Here is a 15143-nt window from a genome sequence, read left to right on the forward strand (position 1 = left end):
CCTGACCTGCGCTACAGGGTGTATAGGCATTTAGTGTGCCTGGGTTTAATTATTTTTTATTTCAACAATTTAAAATATAAACTTAAAGTGATGTATTGCTGATGAAAAAGCAGGATGAGGAATGCATGCTGGCCTGCCAGCAGGCGTCTATCGCAGAAATGCCAGCCATGTTTTGTTGGCAGGGGCGGTTTCTCAGGAAGGCTGCCATTCGCCGCCCAGCGCCTTGAACAGGTTGATGCTGTTCGTCAGGGCCAATTGCTTGAGCTGGACTAGCTGTTGCTCCGAGTCGAACAGGCTGCGTTGTGCATCGAGCAATTCCAGGTAATTGGCAATACCCTTGTCGTAACGGCGTATCGCCAGGCGCAAGCGTTCGCGGTCTGCATTGGCCACCCGCGTTTGCGAGGCGATCTGCGCCTCGATCTGTTCACGGCTTAGCAGTACATCCGAGACTTCGCTGAATGCGGTCTGGATCGCTTTTTCGTATTCCACGATGGTGATTTCCTTGCGCACGCGGGCAAGGTCAAGGTTGGATTGGTTGCGGCCATAGTTGAATATGGGCAGGGTCAGTTGCGGATTGAAGGCCCAGGCCTTGTCGCTGCTGCCGGAGAACAGGTTGGTCAGGTGTTCATTGACCAGGCCGATATTGGTGGTGAGCTGGATGCGCGGGAAGAAAGCCGCCCTGGCCGCGCCGATGTTGGCATTGGCCGCCTTCAGCTTGTGTTCCGCCGCGCGGATGTCGGGACGCCTTTCCAACAGGCTGGAAGGCAGGCCTGCCGGCAAGGGGCTGAATTTCTGCTGGTCCAGCGACCCGTGCGCCGCCGCAAGGGCGAGCCCCGGCTGTCCGGCCAACAATTGCAGCGAGTTCACTGCCTGGGCATATTCGCGCTGCAAGGCGGCAATGCTGGCCTGGGCGGTTTCCAGCTGCATTTCCGCGGTCTTGAGGTCCAGAGCGTTGTCCAGGCCTGCCTGCTGGCGGCGCAGGATGCGCGAGTACGCCAGGTTGCGCGCGTTCTCGGTCTCCTTCGCCAGGGCCAGGCGCTCGGCCAGGGCGCGGACATTGATATAGGACGCGGCAACCTCGGCGATCAGGCTGGTGCGCGCGGTCTGCTGGGCTTCCTGCGTGGCGAAGTAGTCTTCCAGCGCGGCGGCGGCCAGGCTCTTGACCCTGCCGAAAAAGTCCAGTTCGAAGCCACTGATGCCGACTCCCACGCGATACATATCGACATCGAAAGACTGGCCGCGGGCAAAGATCATCTTGCTGCGCTCGTAACTCGCGGTGGCGTCGATGGAGGGCAGGCGGTCTGCGCGCTGGATGCCGTACTGGGCCCGGGCTTCCTCGATGCGCAGTGCGGTGATGCGCAAGTCGCGGTTGTTGGCCAGCGCAATATTGATCAAGCGCTGCAGCTCGGGGTCGGTAAAGTACTCCTGCCAGCTTGCGGGCTGTGATGCGGCCTTGCTCCCGGCTGCGGGATATTGCGCCGGGATCGGGGCTTCCGGCCTGCTGTATGGCGGATTGAGCGAGCAGGCGCCCAATAGCAGGCTGATGGCGACGGCGGCGGGTTTCAACGGAGTGTTCATGCAGGCTCCTGCACATGGTGCTGCGGGCGCTTGATGTAGCGGCCGATCACGGCAAAAAACAAGGGGACGAGGAAGATGGCGAGCAGGGTGGCGGTGATGATGCCGCCCAGCACGCTGGTGCCGATCGCAGACTGCGCGCCTGAGGCGGCGCCCGTTGCAATCGCCAGCGGCAACACCCCTACGCCGAAGGCGAGCGACGTCATCACGATAGGGCGCAAACGCAGGCGGGCAGCCTCCAGCGTCGCCTCGAGCAGGCCCATGCCGTCGGCATAAAGGTCCTTGGCGACTTCCACGATCAGGATCGCATTCTTGGCGGAAAGGCCGATGGTCGCGATCAGGCCGACCTTGAAGTAGATATCGTTGGGCATTTCGCGCAAGGTCACGCCCAGCAGCGCGCCGAGCACGCCCAATGGCACCACCAGGATTACGGCCAATGGAATCAGCCAGCTTTCATACAATGCCGCCAATGCAAGGAAGACGATCAGCACCGACAGGCCGAACAGCAAGGGCGCCTGTGCTCCCGAGCTTCGTTCCTCCAGCGATTGGCCAGACCAGTCGTAGCCGATGGTGCGGGGCAGGCTGCGCGCGATGTTTTCAATCGCCTGCATGGCGTCGCCGCTGCTGTAGCCGGGGGCGGCGCTGCCGTTGATGGTGAAGGATGGGTAGCCGTTGTAGCGCGTGAGCTGCGGCGGGCCAGATATCCATTCGAGATTCACGAGCGAGGACAAGGGCACCAGGTTGCCGTTGCTGCTGCGCACCCTGAGCTTGCGGATGTCCTCGAGCTCCAGCCTGTCCTTGCCGTCGGCCTGCATGACGACGCGGCGCACCTGGTTGCCGTGCATGAAGTCGCCGATATAGTCGGAGCCGAACATGGAGGCGAGCGTGACGTTGATTTCATCCATGCTCACGCCCAGCGTCTCGGCCTTGCGCCGGTCTATATCCAGGCTCACCAGGGCTGCCTCGGGCAGGCCGGCGAACATGAGGTTGGTCAGCACCGGGCTCTGCATGCCTTGGGCCATCAGCTGGTCCTTGGCCGCCAGGAATGCCTGGTAGCCTGCCGAACCGCGGTCTTGCAGCCGCAGGTCAAAGCCATTGGAGGAGCCCAGCTCGGGCAGGGGCGGAGTGTTGATCGCGAAGACCATGGTGTTCTTCAGGCCCATGAACTGCATGTTGACGCGGTCTACGATCGCCTTGACGTGATGCTCGGCATCCTTGCGCTCTTTCCAGTCCTTGAGGGTGGCGAAGATCATGCCGCTGTTGGAGCCGGTGCCGTAGAAGCTGAAGCCGCCGACTTCGTAGACGTATTTCACCGGCTCGTTCTCGTTCAGGTAATGTGCGATTTGCGCCAATGTGTCCATGGTTTCATGCATGGTGGCGCCTGCAGGCAGCAATACCGTGATCATGAAATCGCCCTGGTCCTCGTCGGGCAGGAACGCAGTCGGCAGGCGCACGAATATGAAGGCCACGACCGCGATGATGGTTCCGTACACGAGCAGCCAGCGCAGCGGGCGCTTGATGATGCCGGCGACGCGTTTCTGATAACGGCCGGTGAGGGCGGCGAAGGCCCGGTTGAACCAGCCGAAGAAGCCGCGTTTTTCATGGTGATTCTGCGCAATCGGTTTCAGTAACGTAGCGCACAGGGCCGGGGTCAGCGAGAGCGCCAAAAATGCCGAGAATGCGATGGATACCGCCAGCGACATCGAGAACTGGCGGTAGATGTTGCCTACCGCGCCGCTGAAGAACGCCATAGGAACGAATACGGAAACCAGTACTACCGTAATGCCGATAATCGCGCCGCTGATCTGGCGCATGGCCTTGATCGTGGCATGGAAGGGGGAAAGGCCTTCCTCTGCCATGATGCGCTCGACGTTTTCCACCACCACAATGGCGTCGTCCACCACGATGCCGATCGCCAGCACCATGCCGAACATGGTCAGTACGTTGATGGAAAAGCCCGCCGCATACATCACGGCAAAGGTGCCCAGCAGCGCGATCGGCACCACGATGGTGGGGATCAAGGTGGCGCGCAGGTTCTGCATGAACAGGAACATGACCAGGAACACCAGCACGATGGCCTCGAACAAAGTGCTGACCACTTTCTCGATCGAGATTTCGACGAAGGCCGAGGTGTCGTAGGGAATCTGGTATTCCACGCCTGCCGGCAGGTAGCGCACCAGTTCGTCCATGGTGGCGCGGATGCGCTTGACCGTGGCGACGGCATTGGAGCCGGGCGCCATCTTGACGGCCATGCCGGCTGCATTGTTGCCATTGACCCGGGAGACGAAGGAGTAATCGCTGCCGCCATATTCGACCCGCGCGACATCCTTGAGCAGGATGGCCGCGCCGTCGGCCTTGGTGCGCAGCGGGATGCGCTCGAAGTCTTCCGGCGTCGTCAGGGCGCTGTCGGAAATGACATTGGCGCTGATGGGCGCATGGTCGGGTACCGCCCGGTTCCCCAGGTCGCCCACCGTGACGCGGGCATTGTGGCTGCGGATCGCGGAAGAGACATCGGAAGCCGTGAGGTTCATCGCCGTCAATTTGGCAGGGTCGGGCCAGATGCGCATCGCATATTCCGGGCTCCACAACTGCACCTTGCCGACGCCTTCCACCCGGCGCAGGGCCTGCAGCACATTGGCCGAGGCAAGCTCGCCCAGCTCGACCTCGGTCAGGCGGTTGCCTTCGGAAGTGAGGGAAACGATCAGTTGGATGCTGTCGGCGGATTTCTCGATGAAAATGCCGTTGCGGCGCACCACTTCCGGCAGGCGTGCCTCCACCGTCTTCAGGCGGTTCTGCACTTCCACCGCCGCCAGGTCCGCGTTGGTGCCCTGGCGGAAAGTCAGGCTGAGGGAGGCGGTGCCCGGGCTGCTGGTTGCTGAAATGTACATCAGGCCGGGGGCGCCATTCATCTCGCGTTCGATGATGGCGGTGACCGATTCCTCGATGACTTTTGCCGAAGCGCCGGGATAGCTGGCGGCAATATTCACCACGGGCGGTGCAATGTCGGGGTATTGCGCGATAGGCAATCCGCGGATGGCCAGCAGGCCAGCCAGGATGATCAGCAGGGAAATCACCCAGGCGAAGACCGGGCGTTCAATAAAAAATCGAGCCATGAACTCTCAATCCATCAGTAATTAAGGCCGGCCGGCGGTTTTTTCGCCGTCACGCACCTTGACCTTGGCACCGGGTGCCATCATGGCCGGGTTGGTGACGATCACGCGCTCGCCGCCCTTGAGGCCGCTGGTGATGACCCAAAGTCCGTCCAGCATCGCAGGCGCTTGGACGGGGATGGCTTGCACTTGCTCCTGCTCGTCCACGACCATGACGGTGCTCGACTCCGCCGTGCGGATCAGGGCGTCGCGCGGCACGAGGACGGATGAAGGGTTTTCTGCCTGTTTCAGTTTGACCTGCACATAAGCGCCCGGCAGCAATTCGCGCTCCGGGTTGATGAACAAGGCGCGCATGGCCACGGTATCGGTATTGCTGTCCACGGCCAGGTCGGAGAAGAACAGCTTGCCGGGGTGCGCATATTCAGACCCGTCCGGGAATACCAGTTTCACCTCGATGCTGTTTTGCGCCATGCCTTTCATCTTGCCGCTCTTGATGGCGCGCTGCAACGCCATGACTTCTGTCGCCGGCTGCGAGAAATTGACGTAGATCGGGTCGATCTGCTCAACCGTGGTGAGGGGAGTGGGGGAGTCAAGCCCCACCAGGGCTCCTTCGGTGACCATGGCCCGGCGCGCGCGCCCGTCGATCGGGGAGGCGACCCTGGCGTACCCAAGATCCAACCTGGCCTTGTCCAGTTGCGCCTTGGCTGTCAGCACTTGCGCCTTGGCCTGCAATTCCTCTGCCGCTGCCGCCTGGTAGTCGCGCTCGCTCACGGAGTGGTCGCTGGCAAGGTCGCGGTAGCGTTCGAGTTTGTCCAGCGCATTGCGGTGGTTGGCTTCCGCGCTTGCCAGAGTGCCGGCCGCCTGGTCGCGTGCGGCAGTCAATAGCTCGGGGTTGATCAGGAACAAGGGCGTGCCTTTCTTCACCTCCTGGCCTTCCTGGTATAAGCGCTCGGTGACGATGCCCGCAACACGAGCGCGTACTTCCGCCTGGCGATAGGCCTCCAAACGGCCGGGTATGGAGGCTTCGATCGGTGTCGCAGCGATGCGGGTGACGTACACTTCGACTTCCGGAATATCAGCATTTTCTGCTTGTTGTTCCTGGCTGCAGGCGGTGAGGCCAAGCATGAATGACGCGAGCAGCCATGGCGTGCTGCGTCCAAATAATCCTGATGACATAGGCGTGCTCAATGAAGAGTAAGATGGAATGGTAGCTGGAATTGATTCAGCGTTTAAATTTTCATGCACTATATCATAATCAATCATGACTGATTAATTAAATTTTGGTTATAATGCCGGAATGCATAGCTAGTGTTAAATGGAGTGCCTGTGGCTAGAAAAACGAAAGAAGACTCCCTGCGGACGCGCTCCAGCATTCTGGATGCCGCTGAACGGGTCATTCTCGAGCGCGGCATCAGTTATGCCACCATGGCCGATATCGCTGATGCGGCGGGGGTGTCGCGCGGAGCGGTTTACGGGCATTTCGAAAACAAGATCGAGTTGGCGATCGCCATGTGCGAGCGGGCATTGGCCCTAGCTGCCACGCCAGAGCGCAAACCGGCAATGTCCGCGTTGGAAACGCTTTACGAGGAAGGTATATATTTTCTCAAGCTCTGCGGCGAGCCAGGCTCGGTGCAGCGCGTATTGCAGATACTCTACGTGCAGTGCGATACCAACGAAGACAACTTGCCTTTGCTGGAAATCCGCGACCGCTGGGAAATGCAGTGCCAGGCGGATGCGGAGAATTTGATCCGCGAAGCGGTTGCCAGCGGCGAATTGCCTGATGACATCGACGTCACGCTTGCCAACCTCTACCTGTTCTCTTTGTTCGACGGCATCTACAGCACCCTGTTCTGGACAAACCGCGTCAAGCAGGATCGCTGGCAAGTGGCCGAGACGCTGTACCGGGCTGGCTTTACAGCATTCAAGACGGCGCCCGAACTGCGGAAGAAGGCAGCGGGCTAGCCTGCGCCGTACAAGTGCTTGTAAAGAATCAGGCTGCCGATCCCGAGCAGGATCAACCCGCCGATGATTTCCACCGTATGCTTCGAGGCCGAGCCGAGCACGCGGCCCAGCATGACGCCTGCGCTCACCATGATGCAGGTCACGATGCCAATTGCAAACGCCACCGGCACGATATCGACATCCAGGAAGGCCAGGCTGACGCCGACGCTCATCGCATCGATGCTGGTGCCCAGCGCCGTCATCGCCAGCAGCATGAAGGAATGGCTGCGGGGCTTTTCGACCACTTCGCCTTCGGGTGTCAGGCCCGACCAGATCATCCGTATGCCCAGGATGAAGAGGATGCTGAAGGCGATCCAGTGATCCCAGGCCGTGATGTAATCGGCGGCTACGCGCCCCAAACTCCAGCCGACCAACGGAGTAATCGCCTCGATGACGCCAAAAATCAGGCCTGTGCGCAAAGCCTCCAGCAGGCGCGGCCGATGCAGCATCGCACCCTTGCCGATTGCAGCGGCAAACGCATCGGCCGACATGGCCAATGCCAGAAAAAGGATAGAAACGATATTCATGGATTCATTGCGTGGGGTTGGGCGCGATCAAATGGCCGCCAGACCGCCCAACCGGAACGTACTGGCATCCATTAGTCTCGCCAACCAGAATGGCTACCCGCACCACGACAGAAGCCGATTATGTTGATGCGGGCGCTTCGGAAAGAAGCAGGCTACTCCCTAAAGATAAGCGCATTTTACTATAAATCATCTAGGCTGACGAAGCTTTGCAGGCTTTTGTCCCGGGCTTCAGATGCCGCGCATGAGTCTGCCCGCGCGATTCCGGCCTGGATTGCATATGTGGCCGAAACCGTTCCGAGGCTGATGTGGATTGCGCTTTGAAACGCCAATAGCTTAGCTTTTCTTTTTGCGCTCGGAACGCGCCTGGATCTGCCTGGCGATCCATTTCATCGGCGTATTGAGCTTATCGACGCCATAGTATTGCTTGAGAAAATACAAGCGGGTCGTGCGGCTCAGGTGCATGAGGTCGCGATTGAGCGTGGCGAGGTCCTGCAAGGTGCGTAGCACCGGTAGCAGCTTGATGCGCGCCTTCTCCAAATCAATCAGCATGCTCTCGAAATTGCCGCCGGGTGTTTCCTTGACGAAAATATGCTTGGGGTAGAGGGCGCGGTGCTGGAAGCGTGCCGTGTGCAGTTTCGTCACCGTATGCGCTACGGATGCTACGAGTTTTCGTTGCTTTGCAATGCTGGCGTTAACATTGAAAATCCCGGCAGCGAGCCGATCCAACGGATAAAAGCCGACCAGTTCGGCCGTGAGCAGCACGGCATTGACGTCGTTCCCTTCCTTTTTTTCGGAGAAGAAAAGCGGCGCCGGCACCGGGACGCCTCGCCGGGAAAGGTGGAGCAGGTTCTGGTATTCGCAGTAAAAGGTGGATACTCCTTGCCACGGGTGGCGCCATGTCCTGCGCATGAAGTTGTGCTGGCGCTTGAGGAAAGCGTAAAACGGGCCGTTCCCGTCCGCATCCCTGCACAGGATGCGGTTGACGCCGCTCCATCCCTGGCGGTGTCGGTTGGGCGCTTCAAACCATTCTCCAGCATAATTCCAGAGGGACTCGAAATCCAATTCAGGAGTAGCGGCAGGCTTGCGATATGGCATAAGTGGCTAATTGGTGTTGTCATCAATATTTCATCAATGCTACTTATAAATTTAGTAAATCAGTGCTAGGAAGGGGAGCGGGAAGTGAAGTTTTTTGTGAAAAATGCAACTATGCTGACATAAATACAACAGTTATAGACGGCGCGTATTGAACATGTTTCATTTTTCGTTGGAATTGATGCTGAGCTTGATCGTGTTTGCGACGGTGTCCTCGATTACGCCAGGCCCGAATAACCTGATGATCATGTCATCGGGCTTGAACTACGGCTTCAGGCGGTCGTTACCGCATCTGCTGGGCATCAGCATCGGGTTCGGCCTGATGGTCTTGCTCATCGGTTTGGGCGCGCAAAGCCTGTTCGAGCGTTATCCTTTCCTGCATGCATTGATGAAGTATGTGGGCGCTACTTACCTCTGCTGGCTTGCGCTCAAGATTGCGACGGCTCCAACGGCTGAGGTGAACGGCACGACAAAAACGCTGGGAAAACCATTCAGTTTTCTGCAGGCCGCTGCGTTTCAGTGGGTCAATCCTAAAGCATGGGTCATGGCCGTCGCTGCATTGACTGCGTATTTGCCGCATCCATCGAGCATGGCTGATGTCGCGGCCTTGAGCGTGGTGTTCATGCTAGTGAACTTCCCTTGCGTTGGCGCATGGGCTGGATTCGGCGTGGGGCTGCGCCGCATCCTTTCCCAGCCGGGCAGGATGCGGACGTTCAACTGGGCCACTGCGCTGCTCTTACTTGCGTCGATTTATCCTATCCTGGCCAGCTAAAGGCCATGGAGATGCGATACGTAGTAGAAGAGGACGGGGCTGAGCAAAAGGTTCATGATGCTCAGGAAGTCCGTCGCCTGGTGCAAGCGCAACAGGTGATGGTGGCGTTTGAGGAAACGTAGCCGGAATTGGCTTTTGTCTTCCTTTTTTAACGATTTGATATCAAAGATGTAGCGGTCGGTGATGAAATTCATGCCCATGGAAACCGCCGTGCACAAGATCATGAAACCTAAACCCGTGAAAAACACATACGGATCGTCGGCGATATCCGTCATGAATAAAGCGAGCATCGGAAAAACATAGCCAACAAGCAACACGAAGAAGCTTGAATAAACATATCGCCTGGCCAGGGCACTGTATTCACTCATCTGGGGGGGAGAAGGTCAATGGCAATGCGTGAATATATCATTTCAAGCACGTTCACGGACGTGCTCGAGAGAGATATTTAAGCTCGGCATTAAGAGCGCGGTTGACAAAACTGTTGCTCTACTTTGCCGTGCCATTTGCGCCGCCTGCGGCAGACCGCCTGGCCAGCATCGCTTCACAGCGTTTTGTCAGTTGCTCTATGCAGGTTAGCCTGGCTGAATAATGACGCCCCCTAAGGGCGGAATGGTGACGACGAGGGATTGCGGGCGACCCATCCATGGCTGTGCTTCGGTCTGCAGGCCGTTGCCGTTGCCCTGGTTGCTTCCACCGTAATATTCGGCATCGCTATTGAAGATTTCCCGGTAATGCCCGGCCTGGGGTACGCCGACACGGTAGCCGCTGCGCAGAACAGGGGTGAAGTTGAGCAGCACCAGCACAAAACTGCCGTCCCGCGCCCGGCGCAAGTAGTTGATGATGGATTGGTCGCTATCGCTGCAGTCCACCCATTCGAACCCGTGGGAATCGAAATCGAGGTCATGCAGGGCAGGCAGTTGGCGGTACAGGTTGGATAAGTCCCGGTTCAGGCGCTGCACGCCCTGGTGCCAGTGCGAATCAAGCAGTTGCCAATCCAGGCTGCTGTTGACGTTCCATTCGCGTCCCTGGGCCAGTTCGTTGCCCATGAAGTTGAGCTTCTTGCCGGAAAGCGTCATTTGGTAAGTGACGAGCAGGCGCAGATTGGCGAACTTCTGCCAGGCATCCCCTGGCATCTTGTCCAGCAGGGACCGCTTGCCATGAACGACCTCATCGTGCGAGAAGGGCAGGACGAAGTTCTCACTATAGGCATAGAGCTGGCCGAACGTCAGTTTGTCGTGGTGGAAGCGCCGGTGGATGGGATCGTGCTCCATATAGGAGAGCGTGTCATTCATCCATCCCATGTTCCATTTCATGGAAAAGCCCAGCCCGCCAAGGTAAACAGGGCGTGAAATCATGGGCCAGGAGGTCGACTCTTCCGCCACCGTCAATGCGCCCGGGAAATCCTCATGCACCATGATGTTGAGCTGTTTGAGGAAATCGATGGCTTCCAGGTTCTCACGCCCGCCATGCCGGTTCGGCAGCCATTCGCCTGCCTTGCGGGAGTAGTCGAGGTAGAGCATGGACGCCACGGCGTCCACCCGCAGCCCGTCAATGTGGAACTCCGCCAGCCAGTAATACGCGCTGGCCAGCAGGAAGTTGCGCACCTCGTTGCGGCCATAGTTGAAGATGTATGTGCCCCAGTCCTGGTGTTCGCCCAGCCGCGGATCCTCGTGCTCGAACAGTGCCGAGCCGTCGAACCGCGCCAATGCCCAATCGTCCTTGGGGAAGTGGCCCGGAACCCAGTCCAGGAGGACGCCGATGCCGGCCTGGTGGCAATGGTCGATGAGGTAGCGCAGGTCATCCGGGCTGCCGAACCGGTTGGTGACGGCGAAATATCCCGTTGTCTGGTAGCCCCATGATTCATTGAGCGGGTGCTCGGAAATGGGCAGCAGCTCGATATGGGTGTAGCCCATTTCCTGCACGTAGGGCACGAGTTGGTGTGCGAGCTCGCGATAGGTCAGGAATTCGCCATCAGCATTGCGGCGCCATGAGCCAAGGTGGACCTCGTAGCAATTGAAGGGCGCATGCAGCCAGTCGGCCTGGGCGCGTTTCTCCAGCCACTGCGCATCCTGCCAGGCGTAATGGCCGTTTGCCGTGACTTTGGCTGCCGTGCCGGGCCGTTGTTCAAAGCTGAAGCCATAGGGGTCGGTCTTGGTCAGGATCTGGCCGCTGTGGCGGTTGCGGATCTCGAACTTGTACAGGTCGCTGCTGGTCAGCCCGGGGATGAAGATTTCCCATACGCCGCTGCTGCCGTGCACGCGCATCTGGTGTATGCGGCCATCCCAGTGGTTGAAGCTGCCGACAACGCTGACGCGTTCCGCGTTGGGCGCCCACACCACGAAGCGCACCCCGTGCACGCCTTGTTGTTCGCAAAGATGGGCCCCGAAAGTGCGATAAGCCTGTTTCAGCCTGCCTTCGCCGAACAGGTACAGCTCATCCGGCGACAGGGCGGTCCAGAATGAGTAGGCGTCATAGGTTTCCCAGTTGCGTCCTTCTTCCTCCAGCCTGATGCGGCACGGCACGGGCGGCGGCGTGCCGCCTTTCCACTCGAACAGGCCGGCCTCATGGCTGCGCTGCAGCGGCTCCCAGCCGGTTGCGGTTTGCAGCCAGGCTTTTTCTGCGAACGGCTGGAATATGCGCTGGACGTACTCCTTGCCGTCCTGGTGCAGGCCAAGATACGCGAAAGGATCATGATGGCGGGCATTAAGGATATGGGTGAATTGAGGGTCTTGCTTTGGTTTCGTCAAAATAAGTTCCCAGTGTTCTGTAGATGGTAAGTTCCCGAACAACTAGGCGGGAAGCGCTTTTCCAGTCAATTGCCTATAGCTTAGTAGGAAACTTCGTGCCTATAATGGTTCTACAGAGTAAGACTATTGCGAATAGGCCCGGTTCGCACTCTGTTGTTACAAGATATATGACCAAACTATAAATCAGGAGGGGCAAAAATGCAGCAGCATGAATTGAGTTCTTCTCGTTTTGTCAGCACCTTGACCAAGAATACGGTAGCCCTCATCCTCGCCGGAGGCAAAGGCAGCCGCCTCAGGGACTTGACCAACTGGACGGCCAAGCCGGCAGTGCCGTTCGGCGGCAAGTTCCGCATCATTGATTTCCCGTTATCCAACTGCATCAATTCCGGCGTGCGCCGCATCGGGGTGGTCACCCAGTACAAGGCGCACACGCTGATCCAGCATATCCAGCGCGGCTGGGGGTTCCTGCGCGGCGAGTTCAACGAGTTCGTCGAGCTGCTGCCGGCGCAGCAGCGCATACAGGAGGAATGGTACAAGGGAACCGCCGACGCCGTGTTCCAGAATTTGGATATTTTGCGCCAGACCAGCGCCGAATTCGTCCTGATTCTCGCCGGCGACCATGTGTACAAGATGGATTACGGCCAGATGCTGGCCGCCCATGTGCGCAACAAGGCGGACATGACGGTTGCCTGCATCAATGTCCCGCTCAAGGAGGCCAGCGCTTTCGGCGTCATGGGGGTGGATGAGAACGACAGGGTGGTGGACTTCGAGGAAAAGCCCGCCAACCCGACCAGCCTGCCGGAAGATCCCGACCATGCGCTGGCGAGTATGGGGATCTATGTATTCAACGCGGCTTTTCTTTACGAGCAGTTGATCCGCGATGCGGACGACCCGAAGTCCTCGCACGATTTTGGGCATGACATCATTCCCTACCTGATCAAGAAGTACCGCGTGTATGCCCATCGCTTCACCGACAGCTGCGTAGGCGCGGCCGACGGCAACTATTACTGGCGTGACGTTGGTACGGTAGATGCTTATTGGGAAGCAAACATGGAGTTGACCAAGGTCGTCCCCGAGCTGAACCTCTATGACAGGCAATGGCCGATCTGGACTTACCAGGAGCAACTGCCGCCCGCCAAGTTCGTATTCGACAATGAGGAGCGCCGCGGGCAGGCGACAGATTCGCTGATTTCGGGCGGTTGCATCGTCAGCGGGGCCAGCGTCAGAAACTCCGTGCTGTTTTCAGATGTCAGGGTGAATAGCTACAGCAGCATCGAGCAGTCCGTGATCCTGCCCAAGGTCGATATCGGACGGCATGTGACATTGCGGCGCGTCGTGGTGGATAACGGTGCACGCATACCGGACGGCATGGAGATAGGCGTCAACCTGGAGCTGGACCGCAAGCGCTTTCATGTCTCGGAGCAAGGCGTGGTGCTGGTGACGCCCGACATGCTGGGGCAGAACCTGCACTATATACGCTGACTTTCAACCCGGCGCAGATCGGGCAGCATGATCAACGCTTTATTCAGGTAAAGGTAGATATGACTGCATCGCTTCCAAAACTGTACCTCAATTTGTATTGGCACATGCACCAGCCGGATTACCGCGATATCCTCAGCGGCGAATACGTGCTGCCATGGACTTACCTGCACGCCGTCAAGGATTACACCGACATGGCTTACCACCTGGAAAACAATCCGGATGCGCGGGTGAGCTTCAACTTCGTGCCGGTGCTGCTGGACCAGCTTGAGGATTATGTCGACCAGTTCGACAGCGGCGACATCCGCGACCCGTTGCTGGCGCTGCTTTCCAAGCAGGATATGAAGACACTGACGCAGGATGAGCGCTGCCTGATCCTGCACAGCTGCTTCAAGGGCCACCATGAAAAAATGCTCGCGCCATTCCAGCATTACCAGTGCCTTTACAACATGTACGTCAAACTCGAGCCGTACGGCAAGAGCATGTTCAATTACCTGTCGGGCCAATACATGGCCGACCTGATCGTCTGGTATCACCTGGCCTGGACCGGGGAGAGCGTGAGGCGCAGCCACCCGGAAGTGCAGGTGCTCATGAGCAAGGGCAGCCAGTTCACCCTGGAGGACAGGCAAACCCTGTTCAATGTGATTGCCGACCTGATCCGCAACCTGATCCCGCGTTATCGCGCGCTTGAGTCGGCAGGGCAGGTCGAGATTTCCACCACGCCGCATTACCATCCCATTCTGCCGTTGCTGCTGGACTTCCGTTCCACGCGCGACGCCATGCCATACGCGCCATTGCCGCATAGTCAGCACTATCCGAACGGCAAGCAGCGTGCCAAGGTTCATATCGAGGAGGCGCAGGCTTCGCACCGGCGCCGGTTCGGTAAACCGCCCATCGGCATGTGGCCCGCGGAAGGCGCAGTGTCGCACGAGGCGCTGACCTTGCTGGCCGAGCACGGCGTGCAGTGGGCCGCGACAGGCGAAGGAGTGCTGGCCAACAGCTTGTACAAGTCATTCGACGCCAGCGAACTGCCGCCGCGCCATGAATACCTCTACAAGCCTTACCGCGTCAGCAATGGCAAGGACCACATCATCTGCTTTTTCCGCGACGACCACCTGTCGGACAAGATCGGGTTCGAATATGCCAACCAGCATGCGGATAACGCCGTGGCGGATTTTATCGGCAGCCTTGAACATATCCATGCCCAGAACACTAGCGATCAGTCGCCCGTGGTCAGCATCATTCTCGACGGCGAAAATGCCTGGGAATACTATCCCTACAATGGCTACTACTTCCTGAGCCAGCTCTATGCGGCGTTAAGCCGGCACGAAAACATCATCATGGTCACGCCGAGCGAGTTGGCTGCCCAATCTCTCAAACCCGGTTCCCGCCTGCCGATGGGCGAATTGCCGGCAATAGCGGCGGGCAGCTGGGTCTACGGCAGCTTCAGCACCTGGATAGGCAGTACCGACAAGAACCGGGGCTGGGACCTGCTGTGCGAAGCCAAGGAGGCATTCGACGCCGTGATGCAGGAAGGGAAGCTGAGCGAGGCCGAGGCCGAGGCCGCAAGCAGGCAATTGGCGATCTGCGAGGGATCGGACTGGTTCTGGTGGTTCGGCGACTACAACTCGGCATTGAGCGTGAGCAGCTTCGACCAATTGTTCCGCCGCAACCTTGCCAACCTCTACAGCCTGCTCAAGCTGGAGGCGCCGGAAAGCGTGGGACAGGCCATCAGCAGCGGCTCGGCAGACGCCACGGCAGCCAATGCCGGCACCATGCGCCGCGGCCAGGCCGTGGAATCGTCGATTTAACACTCAATTAACCCATAGAACGGGAGCAG

At 58.7% G+C, this 15143-nt stretch carries 11 protein-coding genes; 4 read left to right on the top strand and 7 right to left on the bottom strand.

Going from position 1 to position 15143, the window contains the following annotated elements; genetic code table 11:
- Positions 1–192 precede the first annotated feature (192 nt).
- The 3 genes from ACWXTG_RS03020 to ACWXTG_RS03030 are packed head-to-tail and all read right to left on the bottom strand — an operon-like array spanning position 193 to position 5861.
- Positions 193–1578: an efflux transporter outer membrane subunit gene (locus ACWXTG_RS03020; protein ID WP_480220641.1), complete on the bottom strand. Its 1386-nt coding sequence runs from the start codon at positions 1576–1578 to the stop codon at positions 193–195.
- Positions 1575–4688 (bottom strand): multidrug efflux RND transporter permease subunit, encoded by a 3114-nt coding sequence (locus tag ACWXTG_RS03025; RefSeq protein ID WP_480220642.1) that lies wholly within the window; start codon positions 4686–4688, stop codon positions 1575–1577. Before ACWXTG_RS03025 ends, ACWXTG_RS03020 begins: the two co-directional genes overlap by 4 nt.
- A gap of 21 nt (positions 4689–4709) precedes the next feature.
- A complete protein-coding gene (locus ACWXTG_RS03030) occupies positions 4710–5861 on the bottom strand; it encodes a MexX/AxyX family multidrug efflux RND transporter periplasmic adaptor subunit (RefSeq protein ID WP_480220643.1) in 1152 nt (383 codons plus the stop codon).
- 150 nt (positions 5862–6011) lie between these two features.
- On the opposite strand from ACWXTG_RS03030, the gene ACWXTG_RS03035 reads away from it, so the two are divergent.
- Positions 6012–6647 carry a TetR family transcriptional regulator gene (locus ACWXTG_RS03035; protein ID WP_480220644.1) on the top strand — a complete coding sequence of 212 codons (636 nt, stop codon included), beginning with the start codon at positions 6012–6014 and terminating at the stop codon, positions 6645–6647.
- On the opposite strand, the gene ACWXTG_RS03040 is transcribed toward ACWXTG_RS03035, so the two are convergent.
- Together ACWXTG_RS03040 and ACWXTG_RS03045 are read right to left on the bottom strand one after the other, a co-directional pair.
- Positions 6644–7213: a manganese efflux pump MntP gene (locus ACWXTG_RS03040; protein ID WP_480220645.1), complete on the bottom strand. Its 570-nt coding sequence runs from the start codon at positions 7211–7213 to the stop codon at positions 6644–6646. The two genes, ACWXTG_RS03035 and ACWXTG_RS03040, sit on opposite strands and share 4 nt — an antisense overlap.
- A 333-nt stretch (positions 7214–7546) precedes the next feature.
- The gene (locus ACWXTG_RS03045; RefSeq protein WP_480220646.1) at positions 7547–8308 is read right to left on the bottom strand and encodes a lipopolysaccharide kinase InaA family protein; all 762 of its coding nucleotides are present in this window, start codon (positions 8306–8308) and stop codon (positions 7547–7549) included.
- 178 nt (positions 8309–8486) lie between these two features.
- On the opposite strand from ACWXTG_RS03045, the gene ACWXTG_RS03050 reads away from it, so the two are divergent.
- The gene (locus ACWXTG_RS03050; protein ID WP_407994786.1) at positions 8487–9077 is read left to right on the top strand and encodes a LysE family translocator; all 591 of its coding nucleotides are present in this window, start codon (positions 8487–8489) and stop codon (positions 9075–9077) included.
- Here the strand turns inward: ACWXTG_RS03050 and ACWXTG_RS03055 are convergent.
- Entirely contained in the window at positions 9074–9445 is a 372-nt protein-coding gene (locus ACWXTG_RS03055; protein WP_309565196.1) for a hypothetical protein, read from the bottom strand. The two genes, ACWXTG_RS03050 and ACWXTG_RS03055, sit on opposite strands and share 4 nt — an antisense overlap.
- Before the next feature lie 204 nt (positions 9446–9649).
- Positions 9650–11827: a 1,4-alpha-glucan branching protein GlgB gene (gene glgB, locus ACWXTG_RS03060; protein WP_480221199.1), complete on the bottom strand. Its 2178-nt coding sequence runs from the start codon at positions 11825–11827 to the stop codon at positions 9650–9652.
- A gap of 195 nt (positions 11828–12022) precedes the next feature.
- On the opposite strand from glgB, the gene glgC reads away from it, so the two are divergent.
- Both glgC and ACWXTG_RS03070 read left to right on the top strand, forming a co-directional pair.
- A complete protein-coding gene (glgC, locus tag ACWXTG_RS03065) occupies positions 12023–13306 on the top strand; it encodes a glucose-1-phosphate adenylyltransferase (protein WP_309565197.1) in 1284 nt (427 codons plus the stop codon).
- Between the two features lie 59 nt (positions 13307–13365).
- Positions 13366–15114, top strand: coding sequence for a glycoside hydrolase family 57 protein (locus ACWXTG_RS03070; protein WP_480220647.1), 1749 nt, complete (start codon positions 13366–13368; stop codon positions 15112–15114).
- Positions 15115–15143 lie beyond the last annotated feature (29 nt).

The organism is Methylobacillus sp. DLP286 (genome assembly GCF_056636515.1).

Excerpts from the sequence above, each read along its gene's own strand:
- ACWXTG_RS03020 (WP_480220641.1), bottom strand. The coding sequence starts at position 1,578 with ATGAACACTCCGTTGAAACCCGCCGCCGTCGCCATCAGCCTGCTATTG.
- ACWXTG_RS03025 (WP_480220642.1), bottom strand. The coding sequence starts at position 4,688 with ATGGCTCGATTTTTTATTGAACGCCCGGTCTTCGCCTGGGTGATTTCC.
- ACWXTG_RS03030 (WP_480220643.1), bottom strand. The coding sequence starts at position 5,861 with ATGTCATCAGGATTATTTGGACGCAGCACGCCATGGCTGCTCGCGTCA.
- ACWXTG_RS03040 (WP_480220645.1), bottom strand. The coding sequence starts at position 7,213 with ATGAATATCGTTTCTATCCTTTTTCTGGCATTGGCCATGTCGGCCGAT.
- ACWXTG_RS03045 (WP_480220646.1), bottom strand. The coding sequence starts at position 8,308 with ATGCCATATCGCAAGCCTGCCGCTACTCCTGAATTGGATTTCGAGTCC.
- ACWXTG_RS03050 (WP_407994786.1), top strand. The coding sequence starts at position 8,487 with ATGCTGAGCTTGATCGTGTTTGCGACGGTGTCCTCGATTACGCCAGGC.
- ACWXTG_RS03055 (WP_309565196.1), bottom strand. The coding sequence starts at position 9,445 with ATGAGTGAATACAGTGCCCTGGCCAGGCGATATGTTTATTCAAGCTTC.
- glgC (WP_309565197.1), top strand. The coding sequence starts at position 12,023 with ATGCAGCAGCATGAATTGAGTTCTTCTCGTTTTGTCAGCACCTTGACC.
- ACWXTG_RS03070 (WP_480220647.1), top strand. The coding sequence starts at position 13,366 with ATGACTGCATCGCTTCCAAAACTGTACCTCAATTTGTATTGGCACATG.